This is a genomic window from Nocardia sp. CA-120079 (genome assembly GCF_050955745.1).
GTDB lineage: Bacteria > Actinomycetota > Actinomycetes > Mycobacteriales > Mycobacteriaceae > Nocardia.
The window spans coordinates 6,205,213-6,223,770 of sequence record NZ_CP192088.1 but is presented as its reverse complement, the minus strand read 5'-3'; the positions used below and the strand labels follow the sequence as shown (position 1 = coordinate 6,223,770).

The window sequence follows — 18,558 nt, the reverse complement described above, 5'->3', positions numbered from 1 at the left end:
CGCCGAGGACGCGGTGAGCCGAACAGGAGTGTGCTACACGCTGATTCGCTTCTCGTCGGTGCAGAGGCGGCCAGGAAGACTCCACACTGAGTCGGTGCGCAGCTGTGCGCACACCGACGAAACGGACTGGCAGTCCATGGCCAGTGACCGAAGAGATGCCGAGCGGTCGACGGGGCCAACCGACAGCGATACGCCCTCGCTCGGAATCCCGTGCCCCGAACAACGACAGCGCTGTTGTGCCTGGTGGCATGGCCGCGCTGGAAGAAAGAAGGGGGAGTGAATACATGGGTTACTCATTCCTCACCCGATCCGCGATTCATCCCCAACTTCCATGAAACCCCAAATCCCACATTTTCGCCACCGATCTTGTATCGGCGGATGCTTTTCGTGCGACGAATCCGCAGATCTAGGCCTCGTGACCGCTCCGGGCTTTACACATCGGGCAACATCCGCCCGATGTCAACGCTCGCTAGTGCGCTTCAAGAGATCTGGGTGTGCCCAGCGGCACCTTGGCGATCTCGCGCCATTCGTATCGGTGGTTGTCCCGGTTCAGCTCGATGAGTGACACCGCTGTGACGTGTTCTGCAACCTTGATGCGGCTCAATTGATTTCGCGTGAGTAGGTCGCGCAGGCTGCTCATCGGTGCCGCTCCGGTGGAGTAGGCGAGTGTGAGGTGGGGCTGGAATCGGTCGTCGCGCTCGGGCACATTGTCCAGACCCCATACATCTGCGATGGCTCGTTGCAGGTCGGTTCGAACCCCCTGGAATCCTTCGGGATTCGCGATCGGCATCCCGATGGTTTCCTCGTCCACGGTGGGCGGCCCGATCAGGGCGTCGAATGGTGCACGCCGGGAAATGTGCTCGGAAGCGGCATCAGCGATCCGCCTGACGTCCCCGGCCGCCACCTCATCGGTGAATCCGATGCCCTGGATCGTGACGTGCAGTCCTTCTCTGCCGACGGCGTCCATGGTGGGGATCTGTGCCAGTGTCGGCGCGAACAGGTCGACGAGGCCTGCGACTGGGGAGTTTTCGGCGAAGGTCACGTGCCAGGTGTAGAACGACCGGCCCAATCTCCAACCGGGGCGCCACCACCAGTGATCCCAGGTCGAGCCTTCAGTCATCAGAGTTGGTCTCCGTTCGTACCGGCTGCGAGTGCAGGCAGGTTCCCGAGGTCTGCGAGTTGCCGGAATGCCGTTGCGGCATTAGTGATTTCGGTGACGCGACTCGTCCGCCCGGCTGTATCGTGTGCCAGTTGCGCGATTTCGTCGACTCGTTGCATCAAGGGCCCGACCCGATGTTCGGCTGGTGTTGTGGCCGCCACGTTCGCGAGCTCGGCGGCAGCGACGTCGAGGTCGCCGAGCGCGATGTATCCCTTGATCCGCTGGCAGCGGACCATGCGTTCGGAGCCGAAGTTACGCAATGCTGGTGCGGCGCTGCGGAACTGGTCGAGGGCGGTGGTGGCGAATTCGATTGATTTGGCTGGGTCGCCGTTGACGAGGGCGGTGTCGGCCCAGTATCCGCCGGCGCGTTCGATGGAGCATGAGAATGGTCCCGCGAACTGGTCGCGCTGTGGTTCGTCGTTCAGCCGGGCTGCGATATCGAGAGCTTCTTGAGTCGCTGCGGCGGACTCCCGCGCGCGGCCGAGGTGGGCTAGGTCGATAGCTCTGGCGCTGGCCAGGATGAGCACAGCTGTGCCGGTGGTGGCGTAGGTGAGTCCGTCTGCGGCGGCGTCAGCGGCATCGTCGTACTCGCCCCGCCACGACGCTGCTGTGTTTTGTGCAGCGCGGATCCAGGCCCGTAATTCCTTGTCCTCGGTGTTCTCGGCAAGAGCCCACGCGGTCCGGAGATGTCGCTCGGCGATATCGGCGTTTCCGAGGTCTGTCGTGATCCAGCCGAGGATCGTCATGGACCATCCGGCTATTGCGTACAGTTCGGCGCTCTGCTGTGGGTGTTGCCGGCCCTGCAGCAACTCGATCGCTCGATTGCGGGTCCGGACCACGCGTTGAAACAGTGGCAGCGTAGGTGATTTCAGGTACTCGCGGGTCACCCAGCGCAGGTTGTCGCGAAGGTCCTTGATCGTCAGCGGGCCCACGTTGGTCGTTTCCGCCCATGCCAGCAGTGACGCGGATTCGTCGGCCGTCGCGAGCAGGAGATCACCGTCGCTCGGGCGAGGGACAGTCCCTGGACGCGAATTTCTTGCGACCGTTGTCCAGAACCGTTGCTTCGCATCGTCGGTGGCATCCTCCAAGACGTGGTACAGCAGTCTCTTGCTCGACTCGTGCATGTTCGACGTCTGTCCGGACTCCCAGAGGTTGAGAGTTCGCTTCGTGACGCCGACTAACCGCGCGAATTCGAGTGGGCTGCGCCGCATCGCTTCACGCAGGGCGCGAACCTCCGCGGGCGCCCACTCGATGTCCACCATACGGTTCGCTCCCCTGCCTGCGACCAGTGCCGAACAGCAAATTACCCGCTCTTAACCCTTCCCGCGCTGGTTCCGCACTGTTATGGACCGATTCGTTGCGCGCAGGCTCATTCCAAACCCGATGCCAGGTCGCACGCAATTCCCCATCCGGATGCTCACCCGTCCACCGACGGAACGATGGGGCCGCCGTTGGTAGTCCGGCATCTGGGCGCAATCACCGCCACCAGGGGAGAGGCTATGCCGACACAAAGGGACAGGGACTTGTGGGTCGCGCGCTTTCGTAACTGCGATGCGCCGCTGACCGAGGAGATCGACCGGGAGCAGGCCCAGTTCATCCTCACCACTCACGCCGGGCATGGACCGCGGTGCAGTCCGTTCCTCGCGGCACTCGCTCGTCTGTCGCATGTCGTCGGCTGAGCCATGGCCGTTTTTCTGTGGTTAGCCGCCGGGGGCGTTGCCGGCGGGCTCATCGTTGGTGCCGCGATCGTCCTCGGGCCCGAAAGACGCGGCCCCAGCGTGTTCGATATCCAACGCAGGCTCGACGCCGAGGACCAGGAGTCATGATGATCACCGGTTTTCTGCTGATCGAAGGTGTATTTGCGCGCCCGTCCGTTCCTGATTGGCACGAGCTTCGTGCCGCTATGCACGAACAGATCGGCAATACGCCGAGCAACTATAGGACAGGAGTTGAGTTGACAGACCATCCTGTCACCGAATGCGCTCGCCGTCTTGCCGAGCTGCATCACATTTATCTCCGATATCCGGAGCATTCCAACGAAATTGACGGCTGCCGTATCGCGCTCGTCGCGGCAATAGACCGATGGGTTCGAAGCTACGTACGTCCTCGAACCACTACAACGCTTGGTGCTGCGGCCGATTCGCTCGCCGCGGCCTATGTCCAAGCCCTCGACGTCCTCGAGCACGCTGAACGTGGCTCCGATATGGCAGTGCACCGAGCGTGGTCGGATTTGGGATTCCACGCAACTCAGTGGTCGGACCTCGTTGCCGAAGTCGTCCACGGTCAACGCCCGCTGCCGTGATGTCGCCCCAGCTGGCGGAGTCATCGCCTACTCGCTGAATCCCATTGATGACAACAACTCCTGAATGAAGGCTAGATATGGAAAACGTGCTGATCACCGGCGGTGCAGGATTCATCGGATCGCACTTTGTCAAGCGGCTATTGGCCTCGGATGACACGGCTCGGGTAACGGTCCTCGACGCACTCACCTACGCCGGTCACCGCAGCAATCTTGGCGCGGCGATGCTGTCGGACCGGCTGAATCTGGTGGTCGGCAACATCCTTGATGCGCGTCTGGTCGACGACCTCGTCGCCGAACACACGACCATCGTGCACTTGGCCGCCGAGTCGCATGTCGACCGCTCTTTCTTCCAAGGCGGCCATTTCTTGAGCACGAACGTGTTGGGAACTCACATTCTGCTCGACGCCGCTAGGCGGTCGGAAATCCGCAAGTTCGTACATGTGTCCACCGACGAGGTCTATGGGCCATTGCTGTCGGCGTCGGCGTCGGAGGACTTCCCGCTGCGTCCGACGGTTCCCTACGCATCGTCGAAAGCGGCTTCGGATCTGGTGGCGTTGTCGTACTGGCGAACATACGGCGTCCCGGTGTGTATTACACGCAGCAGCAACAACTTCGGCCCGGCACAACATCCGGAGAAGATCATTCCCGCCTTTATCACCGCCTTGCTCAAGGGTGAACAGGTAACCCTGCACGGCGACGGTGGCCACGTCCGTAACTGGCTGTCGGTGCAGGACAACTGCCAAGGTCTCGAATTGGTGTTGCGGCACGGGAAGCCGGGTGAGGTCTACAACATCGGCGGCGGCACCGACCTGACGAACAAACAGCTCACCAGCCTGATCCTGGAACAGCTCGGTGCCGACTGGGACCAGGTGCGATGTGTGGACGACCGGCCTTCCAATGACCGCCGCTACTCCATGACTTGGGACAAGGTCGCGGGCCTGGGTTATCAACCCGTGCAGCCATTCGAGGACGGGCTGGCCGAGACGGTGTGCTGGTACCGCGACAACCCCGACCGTTGGGCACCGCAACTGCGGAACCCGGCAGCTGCTGTCGCGGCGATCAAACTCGACGCATCCTCGGGGGAGTGACATGAATTCGGATGGGTCGCGCGCGTCGCGTCGTGTGCTCGTCACCGGGGTCGGTGGTCAACCGGGATTCGATCTGGCCAGAAGACTGCTTCAGCTCGGCTGCGAGGTTTTCGGTACCGACGCCGACCCCCTCGCCAACGGTCTGTCGCTGCCGGGATTGACTGTCCGTCAGTCTATCTCGTCTACTGACCCGCGGTACGACGCCGATTTGTTGCGGCTATGTCGTGACTTGCGACCGGATGCGATGCTGTCGGCAGTCGAGTCCGAGCTCCCGCAACTACTTTCGCTGCGGCCGAGGTTGTCCGAGATGGGTGTGCGGACATGGCTGCCGCCGCAGCATGCGATACACGCCTGCTTGGACAAGGCCGAGTTCGCCGCGACGCTGGCCGAGCACGGTATCCCGACTCCGCGCACCTGGCTGCCCCACCAGATCGCCGCCATACCGGACGACTGCCCTCTGGTTGTCAAGCCGCGCCACGGGCAGGGCTCCCAGAACGTGGTGTTCTGCAGGACCTGGCAGCAGGCTCTCATATTGTGCGAGGTGGTGCCCGAACCGATCGTGCAGGCTCGTGTCGACGGCCGTGAATTCACAGCGGACTGCTTGGTAGACCGCAATGGGAGAGCGTCGGTGATCCTGCGGTATCGCCTGCTCACCAAAGGTGGGCTGTCGATGGTATCGAGCACCTTTCACGATTCAGAAGTGGCCGATGCTGTCACCGCGACTTTAGCGGCGGTCGGTGCGACTGGATTGTGTTGCGTACAGGGCTTTCTCCGTGACGACGGTCCGGGGCGACGCGTCGTCCTAACTGAGATGAACGCCCGTGTCGCGGGCGGATTTCTGCTTGCTGAAGCTGCCGGTGCGGATCTGATCGAACAGGCCCTGGCGGGGCTGTGGGGACTTCGAGTCGACCACGACCGGCTTCGTTACCGGCCTGGCGTCTTGTTGTCCAAATACGTTGAGACGCTTACCGTCCGCGACCTCGCCCCGGTCCGTCACAGCGCTGGGGCGACGCATCCTCAACCGTTCCAGTTCCTTGCAGAAGGACCTTCCGATGACAACTTCTGACTTCCAGTCCGTCAGCAGGAACGCCAAGCCCTACTTGCACGGACCGGAATACGCTGCGGTGGCCGAAGCGCTGCAGATCGGGCAGTGGGGCCACAACACCGCGACCGAAGCATTCGAGGTCGAGCTGGCAGCGTTCCTCGGCGTACCCGATGTGGTGGCGGTGTCCTCGTGCACTGCTGCCCTCCATGTGGCACTGCTTCTTGCCGGAGTGGGTCCAGGGCATGAGGTGATCGTGCCGTCGCAGACGTTTTGCGCGACGATCCAGGCGATCCTGATGAGCGGCGCCGAACCACATTTCATCGACATCGACGCCGACACATTATGCGTGGACAGCGCCGCAATATCGGCGGCGATCACTCCGCGCACGCGTGCGGTGATGCCGGTGCTCTACGGTGGACGCGCCGTTGATCTCACCGCTATTCAGGACAATCTGGATCGCCGAGGAATCGCAGTCATCGAGGACGCCGCACACGCTTTCGGCTCAAGCCTCGGTCCGGTACGAGTGGGTGCGACTGGCGCACTCACCTGCTTTTCGTTCGGTCCGATCAAGTCGCTGACCTGTGGTGAAGGCGGAGCATTGATTCCACGCAATACCGATGAAGCCGTCAGGGCCCGCGCCTTGCGGCTCCTGGGTGTGAGCCAGGCGCAGGCTGCGCGGATCCGAACAACCTCCTACGACGTCGATACACCGGGGTGGCGCTATCACTTGAGCGCTGTGCACGCGGCGATCGGTCGTGTGCAGCTCGCGCATTTCGGCGCCATCGAAACCGTACGTCGGAATTTGTGGCGTGCCTATGCACGGGAGTTGGCCCATTTGGATCGGGTCACGCTGGTCGACGTCGATGTGGAGCGCAGTGTTCCGTTCAACTGTGTCGTACGCGTTCTCACCGGCCGCGACCGCGTGTTCGAAATCCTGCACGACCGCGGTATCGGTGTGGGAGTGCATTACCCGCCCAACCACCTCCAGCCCGCGTTCGCGCGATGGTCTCGATCATTGCCGGTCACTGAAACCACGGCGCGACAGATCATGAGCCTGCCGTTCCACCCCGAAATGACCGAGCACGACGTCGCGCATGTCGTATCGGTGCTGGCACTGGCACTCACGGAATCTGCACCAGGCCAACCTCTTTAGTGTGCGGTGGACAGCACGAGTTGTGCGAGCTGGTCGGCCGCCTCCGGTCGGCCACGCAGCCGGGCCTGTGCAGCGATGGCCGCGCGGCGGTCAGGGTCGGCGAGTAGCGGATCCACCACCGCGCGAAGGGTTTCCGCTGACACCTCGCCGAGCAGTGCGACTGCCGCGCCAGCCTCATCGAGAGCACGCGCATTGTGGGCCTGCTCGTTACCCGCCGCGGAGGCCAACGGCACGAGCACCGCGGCCTTACCCAACGCGGTGAGTTCGGCGATCGTGCCCGCACCGCTGCGGGAGATCACGACATCGGCGAGCGCCAGCACATCCGGTAGTTCCGGTCCGACGAACTCTGTGACCCGATACCGGGGCGACAGCTCAGGGGCGAGGGCGACGGTGTGCTGCTGAAAGTCTGCGATTGCTGAGCTGCCGCATTGGTGAATCACGTTGGCGCGGAGCAGCAACCATGGCAGGACTTCCCGTACGACATAGTTGATCTGCGCTGAACCTTGCGCGCCGCCCGTGACATAAACCGTCGGCAGGGATCGATCGAACCCACGCAACCCGAGCGCCTCAATTGCGTTGTCGGCCTTGCCTGCCTCGAGGATTTCCGACCGCACCGGATTGCCCGTGACGACCGCCGTCGAGCGCGCCGAGCGCGGCAGATGCGGCAAGCTCGATTCGGAAGACACCGCGACGCGCGTCGCGATACGCGCCAGCAGCCGGTTGGCCAACCCCAAACGGACTGTCTGCTCATGGATGACCAACCGCCGACGACACAACCACGACCCGACCCCCACCGGCACAGCGACATAACCACCAGTAGCCAGCACCACATCCGGCTGGAATCTCGCCACCGTCGCGCGCGCCTGTGCGACGCCAACCGGAACCCGGCACAGGTCAATGATATTGGCCCTGTTGACCATCTTTAGTGGGTTGCGGTCCCGCCGGATCTTGCCGGTTGCCACAGCAGCGAACGGGATGCCCTCGTCGTATGCGACCCGGGATTCGAGGCCACCGTCCTGCCCGATCCACAACACCTCCAACTCCCGGCCCGAGGCGGTTAACTGAGTGCGCAGCGCGTGGATCGCAGTGACGGCGGGGAAAACATGACCACCGGTGCCGCCACCGGCGACTATCAAACGGAAAACCCGCTGCGGATTCAACCCGAGGGCGTCTGCCATGCCTGACAGCCTAATGGTGACAAGTCAATGGCAGTCGATCGGCGAGTCCTCAACCTATAACGGTCGGGTTCGGAGAGCGCTGGTCACCCCGGGGCGCTGGCCGGTGAGCACTTCTGCAGCCCGGAGTGCTGTCCGATTCCTGACGCTAGATCGTGCCCCGGCCGGTTGGTGAGGTTGACAAGGTTGCCCTGTAGCGCTGATGGGATGTCGTCCCGATCGGAGCGGTGACCCATAAGGTCGCGCCGGGTTGCCTTGGGCTCGAACACATTCCAGTGAAACAGCTACGAGGATAAAGAAGTTGATCGATGATCTTCGTCGGTGATGATTGAGGCCGAATGATCGTGCAGGACGACCGATTGCGGAATACCCACACTGCTTCGCCTGTGAGCTATGCCCCGTCCTTTTGACCGTCGATCACTGCGATCCGCAACAGGTAAGGGGAAGAGCCGTGTGGATCCGGACCACCGCTGCACTCGCTCTGGCGATCAGAGCGATCGATGGCCTCGCCATCGCAGCGGACATGACAGTTGCCGCCGCTTGACTTCCTGGATGGCCTTGGTGACCTCGATGCCGCGGGGCAGGTGTCGGTGCAGTTGAAGGTGGTGTGGCAGCGCCAGCCACCTTCGACGTCATTGAGGATGTCGAGGCATTCGCGTGCTGATCTTGTGGCAGGCTGTGCAATCCAGCTTCACTGAATTGCATGGCGCAACAATATATTAGCTGTGCACGGCCGGATCAGGCAGGTGGGGAATCGGCTGCATCTTGGTTAGTGGTTCGCAACTCTAGTGCGGTCCGACGGATCGCCTCCAAGTACGGAATGTCCTCGTCCTGTACGGTACGTGCAAGGTCCTTAAATGGGACAAGAGCATCGTGATCGGACTTCACCGTCTGCATCCAGGCTGCCCACGCATCATGGACATCCTCCAACGTGGTTAATTCACCCTTGGCTCGTACGAGAACGGCATAGATTAGAAATAGGAAGTCTGAATCGGTCGGTGGCGTTGCGTCGATAGGAAGGTTGTTGCGGATTCGGTGTGCAATCTCACCAAGGTAAGTCATCCAAGCAGCCTTCCAGTAAAGAGCAGGGCATGCACGGCCATGAATACGAAGGGGACGCGACGTTCACTAACACCCAGCTCTGCGTAGCGAGTACGCCAGGAGCGTATGGGGTCACGCTTAAGTGCGGTCCATTCGTCGGAGAACACTTTAACAGGCAACTGCTCTTCGATCTTGTTGATCACATCGAATTTCGCACGGTTGAGATCGCGGTAGCTCTTAAGCTGAAGCCACCATGTGGCAGACAGGGAAATTCCCGCCAGTGCGACAGCTATCGAAGCCCACAAGGACTTGGTTAGGTGGGGGTCAGCTAACCCGAGTACCGCTACGAAGGCTGTCTGCACCGTCAGGAAAAATGAGTTCGCAGTTCCCCTACGCGCTGATACGCGATCGGCCATCTCAACGGCCATCTTGTAAAGGTCCATGACTTGTGCAGATGGGATGGATTCGGGTGGATGGCTCATCGTGCACCGCCGATCAGTAGTTTGAGATTCGCCCAGGTCCACACGTACATCTTGTCGCTGGCCTTCGCGGTTACTGGCGCGGTGCACACCTTGTCGGAATAGCCCTTGAGTAGGAAGTACTCGATTGCTTCCTCCTGGGCGATTTCCAGTTCGGTCGCAACCCCTTCGGCCGTATGAGTGTATTCACCACACATGACCACTGCTAGATCGCAAGCTCTGATTCGTCTGCGAGCTTTGATTCGCCAGTCGGCGGAGGGCTCCTTGATCGACCAGTCGTGCACTTCGAAGGGCGAATCGTGGTTTCGAGCTTGTCCGATCAAGAAATCCTTCAGCACCCTGTCGTAGTCGTAGTCAAAGCTGACGAAAACGCGCTTTGCCATTAATCCCCTTGAGTATCAGCAGAGCTCACCACGGAGTGTCACAGCTATGATCGACAGTGCGCCCCCCACTGTTACCGGGTCATGCGGGTCCAGGCGACCATCTGTTCATCGTTGACTTCCAGGGGCCCTGTAGCCTTTGCGGGCAGCGCATGATGCTTTCAACCTCGGCGCGGCTGGACACGAAGTTGCATCTGGAGTGTAAACAGAGCTGCCGAGTATTGGCGACGCTCATCACTGCTGGTCAGGCTGGTGACAGCCCGCAATTCACGGCGGTGCTGGATGCGATCGCGGTCGCAAAGGCCGCCGGTGGTCGTGCCCGCGTCAGGCCCGATCGCGTGTTGGCCGACAAGGCGTACTCCAGCAGAGCCAACCGAAACCGGCTGCGCTGGCGCGGGATCAAGGCACCGATTCCGGTACCGGCTGAACCGTCGACTTATCTGGTGGCAGCGGTTCGTGGTGGGGGTCAGCTACCTCGCAGCGTGCCGCAGGAGACCGGGCGGGCTGAGAAGCTTGTGGCTTTCGCTGGCAGAAACGCGACGAGTTCACCGTGGTCGAGGCTGTTGTCTCGCAGCCACTCGTGCAACCCGCCCTCGCTGATGCCGGGTTCGGCGGCGACCCGGCCGTTGGCCGGCCCGCCCGGATTTGGTCTCTACGTGATCGACAGCCATTCAGACAGTTCGTCATTCCACGCCGGAATGTTAGGGCAGCTTGAGGAATCAATCGAGCCACGTATTGGCAGACTGCACTAGTACCATCGCTCGCCGCGCCGAATGTGACGGTCCCTTCGTATGGATCGACAAGCGCGATGGCGTGCGTCGCCCGGCGGCCCTCAGGCGGATTCTGTACCATCCGCGCGGAATCTGTGAGTTGAGATGCCATGCACTCGGGCTGGCTGAAACACTATGACGATGTCGCATAGTGGTTCTGCCGCCGAACTTGACGATGCTCAATGGAGACCGATTGAGGGTACGCTCCTGGACCTGGGCATCCCAATTGTCCTTCTTCGCGAGTTGCGGTCCAAGCTAGTGTCCAAGTTCGATGCGCTTTTGCTCTATGGAAGCTGGGCGCGAGGTGATGCAGACACTGACTCTGATGTCGACATCCTTGTGCTCAACTACACCGGTGCAGTTCCGCAAAGCGACGGAGCCGTCAGTGTCGCCCTCTACACTGATGGACAGTTGCGCGACGCTTCAGGAACTTTGTTCGGCTATCATCTCCGTCGGGATGGGCGGATTCTGTTGGACAAGGATGGACAGCTCGCAACCCTTCTCGGAGAGATAGCGCCGCCAGTGCCTGGCCGGTTGATCGAGCGCATCCGTTCTCTTACTCCCGTCCTCGACATGCCTCTAGTAGACCGGGCAACATACATCGAAGGGCTTACTCAAGTCGCGCGATACCTCCTTCGTTCGGCGTTGTATGCCGAGGCACTCGCTCAGAATCAAACCTGCTTCTCAGTACGGGAGATCGCTCATCGAAAGGGCGACCACGCCCTAGTGACAGTTTTGTCGTCGCACAAGGCAGTGCGGCAACCGGCAAGTAACGAGGTCTTCGACGATCTGTGCCGCCGCCTCGAGGAGGTTATCGGCGTACTCGAACCAAATCCGTACGGCGATCTTCATGGCTTGGTCGAAGGCGCTTGGAGTTCCAATCAGGAATTGTCTAACTTCGGCACGCTGGCGCTCTCGAACGATGATGAAGACCTCCCGTATGACGAACTCCCCAAGGTGGTGCTTTGATGGAAAAGTTTGCTTTCATAGGTGACATTCACGGCGCAGTGGTGCCCATGCGTGAAGTAATCAATCGAGCACTTGGAGAAGCCGAAGTGCTGGTCTTTCTCGGTGATTATGTGAACCGCGGACCGCAGTCTCGCGATGTTATTGAAGCGCTGATTAATCTTTCGGTAGACGTCGGCGACCGAGTCCACTATCTTCGCGGTCATCATGACGCCGCATTTTTGCGAGCAATCGAGCAAGGGCGAATTGATGCCTTCCTGCGGATGGGCGGCGCTGCAACTTTGAGTAACTACCCTCGGTGTAAATCCGACGGATCGATATTGCCGCTGGTTCAACGCATCCCCCGTCGGCATCTCCAATTCCTGCGCTCACTAGAACCATCGTTCGTCAGTGGGGACTGCGTAGCGATGCATTATAAATTTGATGCGCAGCCGGTTCATGCTAATAAGTTCGGTGTATTCGGTCACCAGCCGCAATTATCCCGTGTGCCGTTAGTTACTCAAAACTTCGCGCTGATCGACACGGGATGCGGTACCTTCCCGGACGGAAGATTATCGTGTTTTCTGTGGCCCAGCCGCAGATGGTTTCAAGCCTCTTGAATCGCTGCGCGAAGCCTTTCGATATCTGCGCGAAGCGCGCGGTCCGTGGATCGGGAGGCGATCTCCTCCGCATCGGAAAGTAGCGCTCGCGCTTTTATCAAATCGCCCTCGCAACGGGCTCGCTCGGCGCGGAGCCATTCGACAACACCGCGCCCATGCAAATTGCCCGACTCGTCAACGATCTTGGCCGCAGCGTCCAGGTGAGCGCCTGCCTTCTCTGACTGTCCCTGCTTCAGTAGAGACCTCGCCCAGAGCGCATGGACAATACTGCGGCCATCCCGATGGTGTAAATGCTCATTGAGCTCAAGCGCCTCGCGTAGAAGTTCATCAGCTTCATCTTCCCGATCGAGTCGAATGAGTACTTCTGCCCGTCCTGTCAGTGCGTTTGCCTTGAGATGTTCGTCAGGATCCGCTTCAAGAAGGCGAAGTGCGCGGCCAAACTTATTTAATGCATCTTGGAACTGATGTTGAGCTAGGTGCTGCCGCCCCAAGTTGACGGCCGACTGCGCGCGCTCGGCGTTCGTGCCGTACTGATCACGTAGAAAATCTGCGCGTTCGAACTGGACTAGAGCGCGACTGCTCTCCCCGGTACGCAATAGGGAAAGTCCATAATTGTCCAGCGCATAGCAATGCTCACGATGGATAGGCTCCAGTGCAGTCTCCGCAGTCCTTACCGCTTCCAAAAGTATGCTAAGAGATCCGGTGATCTCGCCTTGCTTTCGCTGAATTACGCCAATGTTCGACATTGCCTCCACACGGAGCGCAACGGGTCCCGCTGATCGAGAGAGTAATAAATCTGAATTCGTTACCACCTGTCGGTTGAGAGCCATAGCTTGTTCGAGTCGGCCCGTCCGCCTCATGAACTGTGCGAAACTTAACAACGACCGTGGGTCACCGTCTTCGGTTGCGGCCGCGTATGCCGCCTCAGCCTGAACCAAGAGGCCATCGAGAGCAAACGACTTGGCGGATTCCAGCAGATCCGCCCGCCCTCGCGTGCGCATCCCGGACATGTCGACCGTTGCTTCAGGTATTAAGATCTCGCGCGGCTGCTTGGATTCAAGTGGACCAGACCATTCATGCAACTTTCGTTCGACGATTTGGCTCAAACTGTCCAGTGAGTCGAAGTTTTGCAACACCAGGCTTTTCGATGCTTCGAGGCGCGCACGGAAGTCTAGAACTGCCTTGAGGTCCGGGCCGGGGTCGCGGATTCTATCGGGATCAACAGTCTTGAACAAGACAAGAATGTCCCGCATGGGGCTCTCGGCATCCGCCAGCAACTTAAGCGCACGGAAGAACTCTTCTTCGGTTCCTGAAGCGAATCTGTCGTCATGGGCGGGCGGCGAACCGAACCGATCATTGAACAGCATCAAAACGAAATCACATTCGTCGAGACTCGGGTTGATCAGATCTTGTGGCCTGCCCACGCCACCGGAGACATCCTCCCAAGCGTGGATATAGAACGAGGTCCGTTGCTTCAAAGAACGTGTCTCATTGTACTCACGGAAGACCTTCCGACAGCGCTTTCGTTCGGAACTTAGTCCGCCCGGCGAAGCGAGAAACACTAGGCGGCACGACAAGTCGACGGGCATGTCCGGAGTCTAGTTGCGCAACCCCTCATGGCGGAGACACAAATCGTCAGCGAGCAGCAGCGCCCGGCCGACGTGATCGGGCCACCCGCGTGGCACGTCTCTTCGGACCAAAGCCGCTTACTGACACCCATCGGCGCGCCGCAGGAAACCGGCCTCGCCCAGATCAGCTCCCGGCGAGCCCATCCGAATCGAACGCACCCTTGGCGCTGACAAGATCAAAGCTGCCGGCAAAGCCTTCAAGTGCAGCGCGGTTCCAGGACACGAACCGATTCGAGTCAAGAAGGTGGGAATCACCAACCCTTGCGGCTTTGGAGGCTCGATGTGTGCCGAGATTGACGACGGCAAACGCGAGGGCTTGACTAACACTCCCCACGCCTCCTGCGGCACCTACGGTGCTCCGTAATCTCATGTGTCAGTGTGCCGCTGACGAAGATTGTCTACACCCCGTTCCCGGTTTGTGTCTTCTGCTGCAGTCTCTCATACAGGGTCTGGTCGTCGAGTCCGCCGTTGGGGTCGGTCTTCGGTGAGATCGACGCCGAACGAATCGACGGCAGCGCCGGTAATCGCGGCGATCATGGTCTTGGCGGTTACGGCGATCGCCTTCTTGTCATTGACAGGTGTCCAGCGTGTGATTGTTGGCACTTCGATCAGCCTTTGGCTGCCGCAGCAGTGCACCTTCACCAGATACTGACGCAATGCGATTCACTCCCTCGCTGCCTTGGTGGGGCAGCTCGGCACCAGGGAGCAACAAGCCACTTGTCTTGTCCCGAGCGGGCTTTCACTGGTGCCGAGCGCCTGATCATCGACGGTAGAAGGCCAGCTCAACGCGCTGCCAGGCTTTTGCTCGGATTTGCTTCGGGCATGCCTGGACCATTGACCGGCCGCCCCGTGACGAGCCACGATGACGACGTTCGAGCAAATTCGCGCACCATGAGATCAAGGACGGTCGCCATGCGTTTACGATGCCTCGGTGTTGGCAGTCAGAACGGAACGTGCCCAACGCTTTTCGCGTCCGATCAGGGAACGTATGTCATCCAGGGAGTGCGCCGTGAGGCGCGTGTTTCCGAACGGAGGTGAAAGACCTCCGATTCGTGGCTGTCACAGCAGTCGCGTAAAGCTAGGGGTAGCCGAACCTTAAGGGAGTGAACGGGTTTGGTGGCAAGCGGCCCTGATAAAGCCGGGACGGTTCAGTACTGCCAGATGGACTGGTGTTCGGCGAGCGAGACGAGAAGGTATACGTGAGGAACCGGTGTCAGAACCCTCGTTAAGAGTGAACCGTCCTGTGGAATCTGGTGGATGGGACGGGTTGCGGCGCGCGCTGAACTTACCTTGGGGGATGCGCCCGCCGGGGGCCACGGCCAGTGGTGTCCGGCAGCCGGTGGGGAATTGACTGTGGCGTACCTGCCGGGAGCCGCCGGGGCAAAGCCGGGTGCCTACCTCGTCGATCGGAAATACGTGAACACGGGAACCGTCGTGCTGGGTATCCCTCACCGCCACTGGAGCCATGGTGGCGGCGGGTAGGTGTCACTGCCCACCGATAACCGCGCGACGGGGCGGAGCCGTCGTAGTACTCCGAGGCTGGGAAAGCCGGTCACACGGGGAAGGACGGCAGTAGGTTCGCAGACTTCAGGAGAGCAATGTCAGAAGATGCACCGGTGAATATCGGTGCCGCGCTGGGTAAACCATTCACGGTGAAGCAGCGGGTACTGAGTATGCAATCCAAGCTGCACTGTTGGGCGGCGGCCGATCGTGGTCGTCGGTTCGATGATCTGTACAACCTCGTGAGCGACCCGTGTTTCCTCGTGCATGCGTGGGATCGGGTCGCGGGTAATACGGGAGCCCGCACGGCTGGTATCGACAAGCGCACGGTGATGTCGATCGAGAACAGTCAGGGTGGGACGGAACGGTTTCTGGAAGATCTTCGGGCTGTTTTGAAAGCCCGCGCCTTCCGGCCGGAACCGGTGCGGCAGGTGAGGATCGCGAAGGCGAATGGAAAGCTGCGTTCGCTGGGGATCCCGACTGTTGCCGACCGTGTCGCGCAGGCGGCGCTGAAGCTGGTGCTGGAACCGATCTTCGAGGCCGGGTTCTCGGCGTCGAGTTACGGTTTCCGCCCGAATCGGCGTGCGCAGGACGCGATTCAGGATATCCGCCACAAGGCCGCGAAAGGCTACGTGTGGGTATTCGAGACCGATATCGCTGCATGTTTCGACGAGATCGACCACACCGCCCTGATGGACAGGGTACGTGATCGTATCGCAGACAAACATGTTCTGGCGCTGGTGAAGTCGTTCCTCAAAGCCGGGATCCTCGGTGAGGACGGCGTGAACCGAGACACGTGGTCCGGCACTCCTCAAGGCGGCATTTTGTCGCCACTGCTGGCGAACATCGCCCTGACCGACGTCGATGACCACTTCGACGCCCGATGGGCAGCCCACCGCAACTCCAGCGCGCGGGAACGGCACCGCAAACGCGGCGGAGCAACATACCGGCTCGTCCGGTATGCCGACGACTTCGTTGTCCTGGTGCACGGCACCCGCGAGCACGCTGAGGCACTACACGGTGAGATAGCCAGTGTCCTGGCACCTTTGGGGCTGCGTATGGCCCCGGACAAGACCAGAATCGCCCACATCGACGAGGGCATCGACTTTCTGGGGTTCCGCATCCGGCGGCACACCCAGAGAGGAGGCACCCGGCGCATGATCTACAGCTACCCGTCGGAGAAATCGGCCGCACGGGTCCGGCACAAGATCAAGGCAGTCACCAAACAGATCAGCCATCGCCCCGCTGACGAGGTGTTCAAGCAGTTGAATCGCCTGCTGCGGGGATGGACACAGTACTTCCGGTTCAGTTGCGCCGCCGAGGAATTCAAAAGACTCCACCACTATTTGTGGTGGCGGGTGTGGTCCTGGGCAGTGCACAAACATCCACGAAAACCGAAACGGTGGATCTGGGTGCGCTACAACAGGCGCCGCTGGCCGGAATACAACGGAGTCAGGCTTTTCGACCCTTCGTCGGTGCACATCCAGCGCTACCGACACCGGGGCTCGACGATCCCCACTCCATGGCACACACCATGCGCCGCTCCAGCAGCATGACCTATGGAGAGCCCGTTGCGTTGAAAGACGCACGGCGGGTTCGGGAGCGCGGCATGGGGAAACGGACCGACCGAAAGGCCGATACCGCGCCCCATGCCGACGCTTACTGGCGTACCGGACCGGACGGCTCCGTGATCGAGATCCCGCACATGCTGCTGGGCTTTCTGGAGACCGGCACCTGCCTGGGAACGCCGCTCACGGATACCGGGCGCGGCACGTTCGCGCTCAGCGGCACCCCCGTAACGGACCTGGAAGCCCTGCAGCAAATGGAGCTGCCCGATCACGAAACAGCCATCGAAGTGCCGATCGGAAAGGAAATCCGGCCCGTATGAAGCTGATCCAGGGCGAGGACTTTGTCGACCTCTTCCGCAGTGGTGCGTGGAAGCGGGCCTTCCATCTGGAAACGCAGGACGAGTACCTCGTCGCCGATGAGCACGAGCCGTTCCGCAAGTTCCTCGCCGGAGAGCCCGACGACTACGAATGGTGCCGTTCCTGGGATGACCTGATCCGCGACGTCACCAGTCTCGGCAAGCAAGTGCACCGGGTGCGGCTGGTCAGCGTGCCGCACGTGGACTACACCCGGTTCGGACTGACCATCGCCCCGCTGAACATCGAAGCGGGTGAAGAGATCAAGTGGCTCCCGCGGCCCCTGATCGACCCAGCTGAGCTGACCAGTGATGACTACTGGTTGTTCGATGACCACCTGGTCGTTTTCGTCACCTTCAAAGACGATGGTGACTTCGGCGGGTTCGCCGTCACCGAAGATCCAGTGATCGCGGCTCACCTCGTGGCCATTCGCGACAAGGTGTGGGGCCTCGGCATCCCGCACGCTGACTATGTGGGAAGCGACTACGCTGCTGCCAAGTGACCAGCTCCAGCGTTCGTGATGCCAGAGAGGCATTAGGGTCCCGTCTTCGGGAGCTACGCAAAGACGCAGGCCTCTCTGGCGTCCAGCTGGCCGAGCTGGCCGGGTGGCACTCCTCCAAAGTCTCGAAGATCGAGAGCGGCAAGCAGACGCCGGCCGAAGCCGACATTCGTATCTGGTGCCGCCACTGCAAAGCCAGACAGCAGATACCCGATCTGATCGCCACCCTGCGCAACGTCGAAGCCGCCTACGTCGAGTGGAAACGAATCGCTGGCATCCGGCGCAAGCAGCAACAACTGCACACCTTGGAAGAGGACACGCGGCTGACGCGCTGGTTCGAGCCGGTCATCATGCCAGGCCTGCTTCAAACCCCGGATTACATGCGTGCCATGCTCACCAAGGTCGCTGCGTTCTACGCTCACGACGAACCCGTCGACGACGGCATCGCTGCCCGGCTGGAACGGCAGCAAGTCCTTCGGCACGGCAACCATCGATTCAATTTCGTTCTCGCCGAACAAGTTCTGTACACCACCGTCGGCTCGGACGACGTGATGATCGATCAGCTCGGCCACCTGCTCAGTATGATGCGTCTGCCGAACGTTGTGGTGAGCATCATCCCGACGATGTCCGACTACCAGGTGCCGACGACGAACTTCGCCATCTTCGACCGCAAGGTGGCTCACGTCGAAACGATCTCGGCTGAGCTGACTATCACGCAACCGCGGGAACTGGTCCTGTACGAGCAGGTATTCCAGACGCTGCTGAACCAGGCGGTCGTTGGTGAAGCGGCTCGGGTGCTCATCGGTAAGGCAATGGGACGGCGACAGCCACAGTCCACGGGCGGAGCGTGAC

20 protein-coding genes are annotated in these 18,558 nt (G+C 60.8%); 12 read left to right on the top strand and 8 right to left on the bottom strand.

All coding sequences use genetic code 11. From position 1 onward, the window contains the following. Positions 1 to 469: 469 nt before the first annotated feature. Together ACQPYR_RS28800 and ACQPYR_RS28795 are read right to left on the bottom strand one after the other, a co-directional pair. A complete protein-coding gene (locus tag ACQPYR_RS28800) occupies positions 470 to 1,120 on the bottom strand; it encodes a 2'-5' RNA ligase family protein (RefSeq protein ID WP_433622071.1) in 651 nt (216 codons plus the stop codon). Further along, positions 1,120 to 2,421, bottom strand: a complete 1,302-nt coding sequence (locus ACQPYR_RS28795; protein ID WP_433622070.1) for a helix-turn-helix domain-containing protein — start codon at positions 2,419 to 2,421, stop codon at positions 1,120 to 1,122. The genes ACQPYR_RS28800 and ACQPYR_RS28795 overlap by 1 nt, the downstream gene beginning before the upstream one ends. Positions 2,422 to 2,658: 237 nt before the next feature. Here ACQPYR_RS28795 and ACQPYR_RS28790 point away from each other — a divergent pair, with 237 nt between their 5' ends. The 5 genes from ACQPYR_RS28790 (at position 2,659) to ACQPYR_RS28770 (ending at position 6,747) form a co-directional block, all read left to right on the top strand. Continuing rightward, entirely contained in the window at positions 2,659 to 2,838 is a 180-nt protein-coding gene (locus ACQPYR_RS28790) for a hypothetical protein (protein WP_433622069.1), read from the top strand. 143 nt (positions 2,839 to 2,981) lie between these two features. Then, on the top strand, positions 2,982 to 3,461 hold the full coding sequence (locus tag ACQPYR_RS28785; protein ID WP_433622068.1) for a DUF4254 domain-containing protein: 480 nt from the start codon (positions 2,982 to 2,984) through the stop codon (positions 3,459 to 3,461). A 77-nt stretch (positions 3,462 to 3,538) separates the two neighbouring features. Then, the gene (locus tag ACQPYR_RS28780; RefSeq protein ID WP_433622067.1) at positions 3,539 to 4,549 is read left to right on the top strand and encodes a dTDP-glucose 4,6-dehydratase; all 1,011 of its coding nucleotides are present in this window, start codon (positions 3,539 to 3,541) and stop codon (positions 4,547 to 4,549) included. A 34-nt stretch (positions 4,550 to 4,583) separates the two neighbouring features. Continuing rightward, complete coding sequence (locus ACQPYR_RS28775; protein ID WP_433622066.1) at positions 4,584 to 5,615, top strand: ATP-grasp domain-containing protein; 1,032 nt, start codon at positions 4,584 to 4,586, stop codon at positions 5,613 to 5,615. After that, positions 5,602 to 6,747, top strand: coding sequence for a DegT/DnrJ/EryC1/StrS family aminotransferase (locus ACQPYR_RS28770; protein ID WP_433622065.1), 1,146 nt, complete (start codon positions 5,602 to 5,604; stop codon positions 6,745 to 6,747). The genes ACQPYR_RS28775 and ACQPYR_RS28770 overlap by 14 nt, the downstream gene beginning before the upstream one ends. On the opposite strand, the gene ACQPYR_RS28765 is transcribed toward ACQPYR_RS28770, so the two are convergent. The 4 genes from ACQPYR_RS28765 to ACQPYR_RS28750 form a co-directional block, all read right to left on the bottom strand. Further along, positions 6,744 to 7,925 carry a UDP-N-acetylglucosamine--N-acetylmuramyl-(pentapeptide) pyrophosphoryl-undecaprenol N-acetylglucosamine transferase gene (locus tag ACQPYR_RS28765; RefSeq protein WP_433622064.1) on the bottom strand — a complete coding sequence of 394 codons (1,182 nt, stop codon included), beginning with the start codon at positions 7,923 to 7,925 and terminating at the stop codon, positions 6,744 to 6,746. The genes ACQPYR_RS28770 and ACQPYR_RS28765 overlap by 4 nt on opposite strands. A gap of 735 nt (positions 7,926 to 8,660) precedes the next feature. Continuing rightward, positions 8,661 to 8,984: a DUF7701 domain-containing protein gene (locus ACQPYR_RS28760; RefSeq protein ID WP_433622063.1), complete on the bottom strand. Its 324-nt coding sequence runs from the start codon at positions 8,982 to 8,984 to the stop codon at positions 8,661 to 8,663. Continuing rightward, positions 8,981 to 9,445 carry a RipA family octameric membrane protein gene (locus ACQPYR_RS28755; protein WP_433622062.1) on the bottom strand — a complete coding sequence of 155 codons (465 nt, stop codon included), beginning with the start codon at positions 9,443 to 9,445 and terminating at the stop codon, positions 8,981 to 8,983. The genes ACQPYR_RS28760 and ACQPYR_RS28755 overlap by 4 nt, the downstream gene beginning before the upstream one ends. After that, entirely contained in the window at positions 9,442 to 9,825 is a 384-nt protein-coding gene (locus ACQPYR_RS28750; protein WP_433622061.1) for a TIR domain-containing protein, read from the bottom strand. The genes ACQPYR_RS28755 and ACQPYR_RS28750 overlap by 4 nt, the downstream gene beginning before the upstream one ends. A 149-nt stretch (positions 9,826 to 9,974) precedes the next feature. On the opposite strand from ACQPYR_RS28750, the gene ACQPYR_RS28745 reads away from it, so the two are divergent. The 3 genes from ACQPYR_RS28745 to ACQPYR_RS28735 all read left to right on the top strand — a co-directional run bounded on the left by ACQPYR_RS28745 (position 9,975) and on the right by ACQPYR_RS28735 (position 12,157). Beyond that, on the top strand, positions 9,975 to 10,574 hold the full coding sequence (locus ACQPYR_RS28745) for a transposase (protein WP_433622060.1): 600 nt from the start codon (positions 9,975 to 9,977) through the stop codon (positions 10,572 to 10,574). 153 nt (positions 10,575 to 10,727) lie between these two features. Then, complete coding sequence (locus tag ACQPYR_RS28740; protein WP_433622059.1) at positions 10,728 to 11,561, top strand: nucleotidyltransferase family protein; 834 nt, start codon at positions 10,728 to 10,730, stop codon at positions 11,559 to 11,561. Next, positions 11,561 to 12,157 carry a metallophosphoesterase gene (locus ACQPYR_RS28735; RefSeq protein WP_433622058.1) on the top strand — a complete coding sequence of 199 codons (597 nt, stop codon included), beginning with the start codon at positions 11,561 to 11,563 and terminating at the stop codon, positions 12,155 to 12,157. The genes ACQPYR_RS28740 and ACQPYR_RS28735 overlap by 1 nt, the downstream gene beginning before the upstream one ends. On the opposite strand, the gene ACQPYR_RS28730 is transcribed toward ACQPYR_RS28735, so the two are convergent. After that, positions 12,145 to 13,746 (bottom strand): tetratricopeptide repeat protein, encoded by a 1,602-nt coding sequence (locus ACQPYR_RS28730; protein ID WP_433622057.1) that lies wholly within the window; start codon positions 13,744 to 13,746, stop codon positions 12,145 to 12,147. The genes ACQPYR_RS28735 and ACQPYR_RS28730 overlap by 13 nt on opposite strands. 477 nt (positions 13,747 to 14,223) lie before the next feature. Continuing rightward, positions 14,224 to 14,388: a hypothetical protein gene (locus tag ACQPYR_RS28725; RefSeq protein ID WP_433622056.1), complete on the bottom strand. Its 165-nt coding sequence runs from the start codon at positions 14,386 to 14,388 to the stop codon at positions 14,224 to 14,226. Between the two features lie 1,013 nt (positions 14,389 to 15,401). On the opposite strand from ACQPYR_RS28725, the gene ltrA reads away from it, so the two are divergent. The 4 genes from ltrA to ACQPYR_RS28705 are packed head-to-tail and all read left to right on the top strand — an operon-like array spanning position 15,402 to position 18,557. Next, positions 15,402 to 16,841 carry a group II intron reverse transcriptase/maturase gene (ltrA, locus tag ACQPYR_RS28720; protein ID WP_433635265.1) on the top strand — a complete coding sequence of 480 codons (1,440 nt, stop codon included), beginning with the start codon at positions 15,402 to 15,404 and terminating at the stop codon, positions 16,839 to 16,841. A gap of 53 nt (positions 16,842 to 16,894) precedes the next feature. Next, positions 16,895 to 17,173, top strand: a complete 279-nt coding sequence (locus ACQPYR_RS28715) for a hypothetical protein (protein WP_433622055.1) — start codon at positions 16,895 to 16,897, stop codon at positions 17,171 to 17,173. Further along, complete coding sequence (locus tag ACQPYR_RS28710) at positions 17,170 to 17,709, top strand: DUF6879 family protein (RefSeq protein ID WP_433622054.1); 540 nt, start codon at positions 17,170 to 17,172, stop codon at positions 17,707 to 17,709. The genes ACQPYR_RS28715 and ACQPYR_RS28710 overlap by 4 nt, the downstream gene beginning before the upstream one ends. Then, positions 17,706 to 18,557, top strand: coding sequence for a helix-turn-helix domain-containing protein (locus ACQPYR_RS28705; protein ID WP_433622053.1), 852 nt, complete (start codon positions 17,706 to 17,708; stop codon positions 18,555 to 18,557). Before ACQPYR_RS28710 ends, ACQPYR_RS28705 begins: the two co-directional genes overlap by 4 nt. Position 18,558 lies beyond the last annotated feature (1 nt).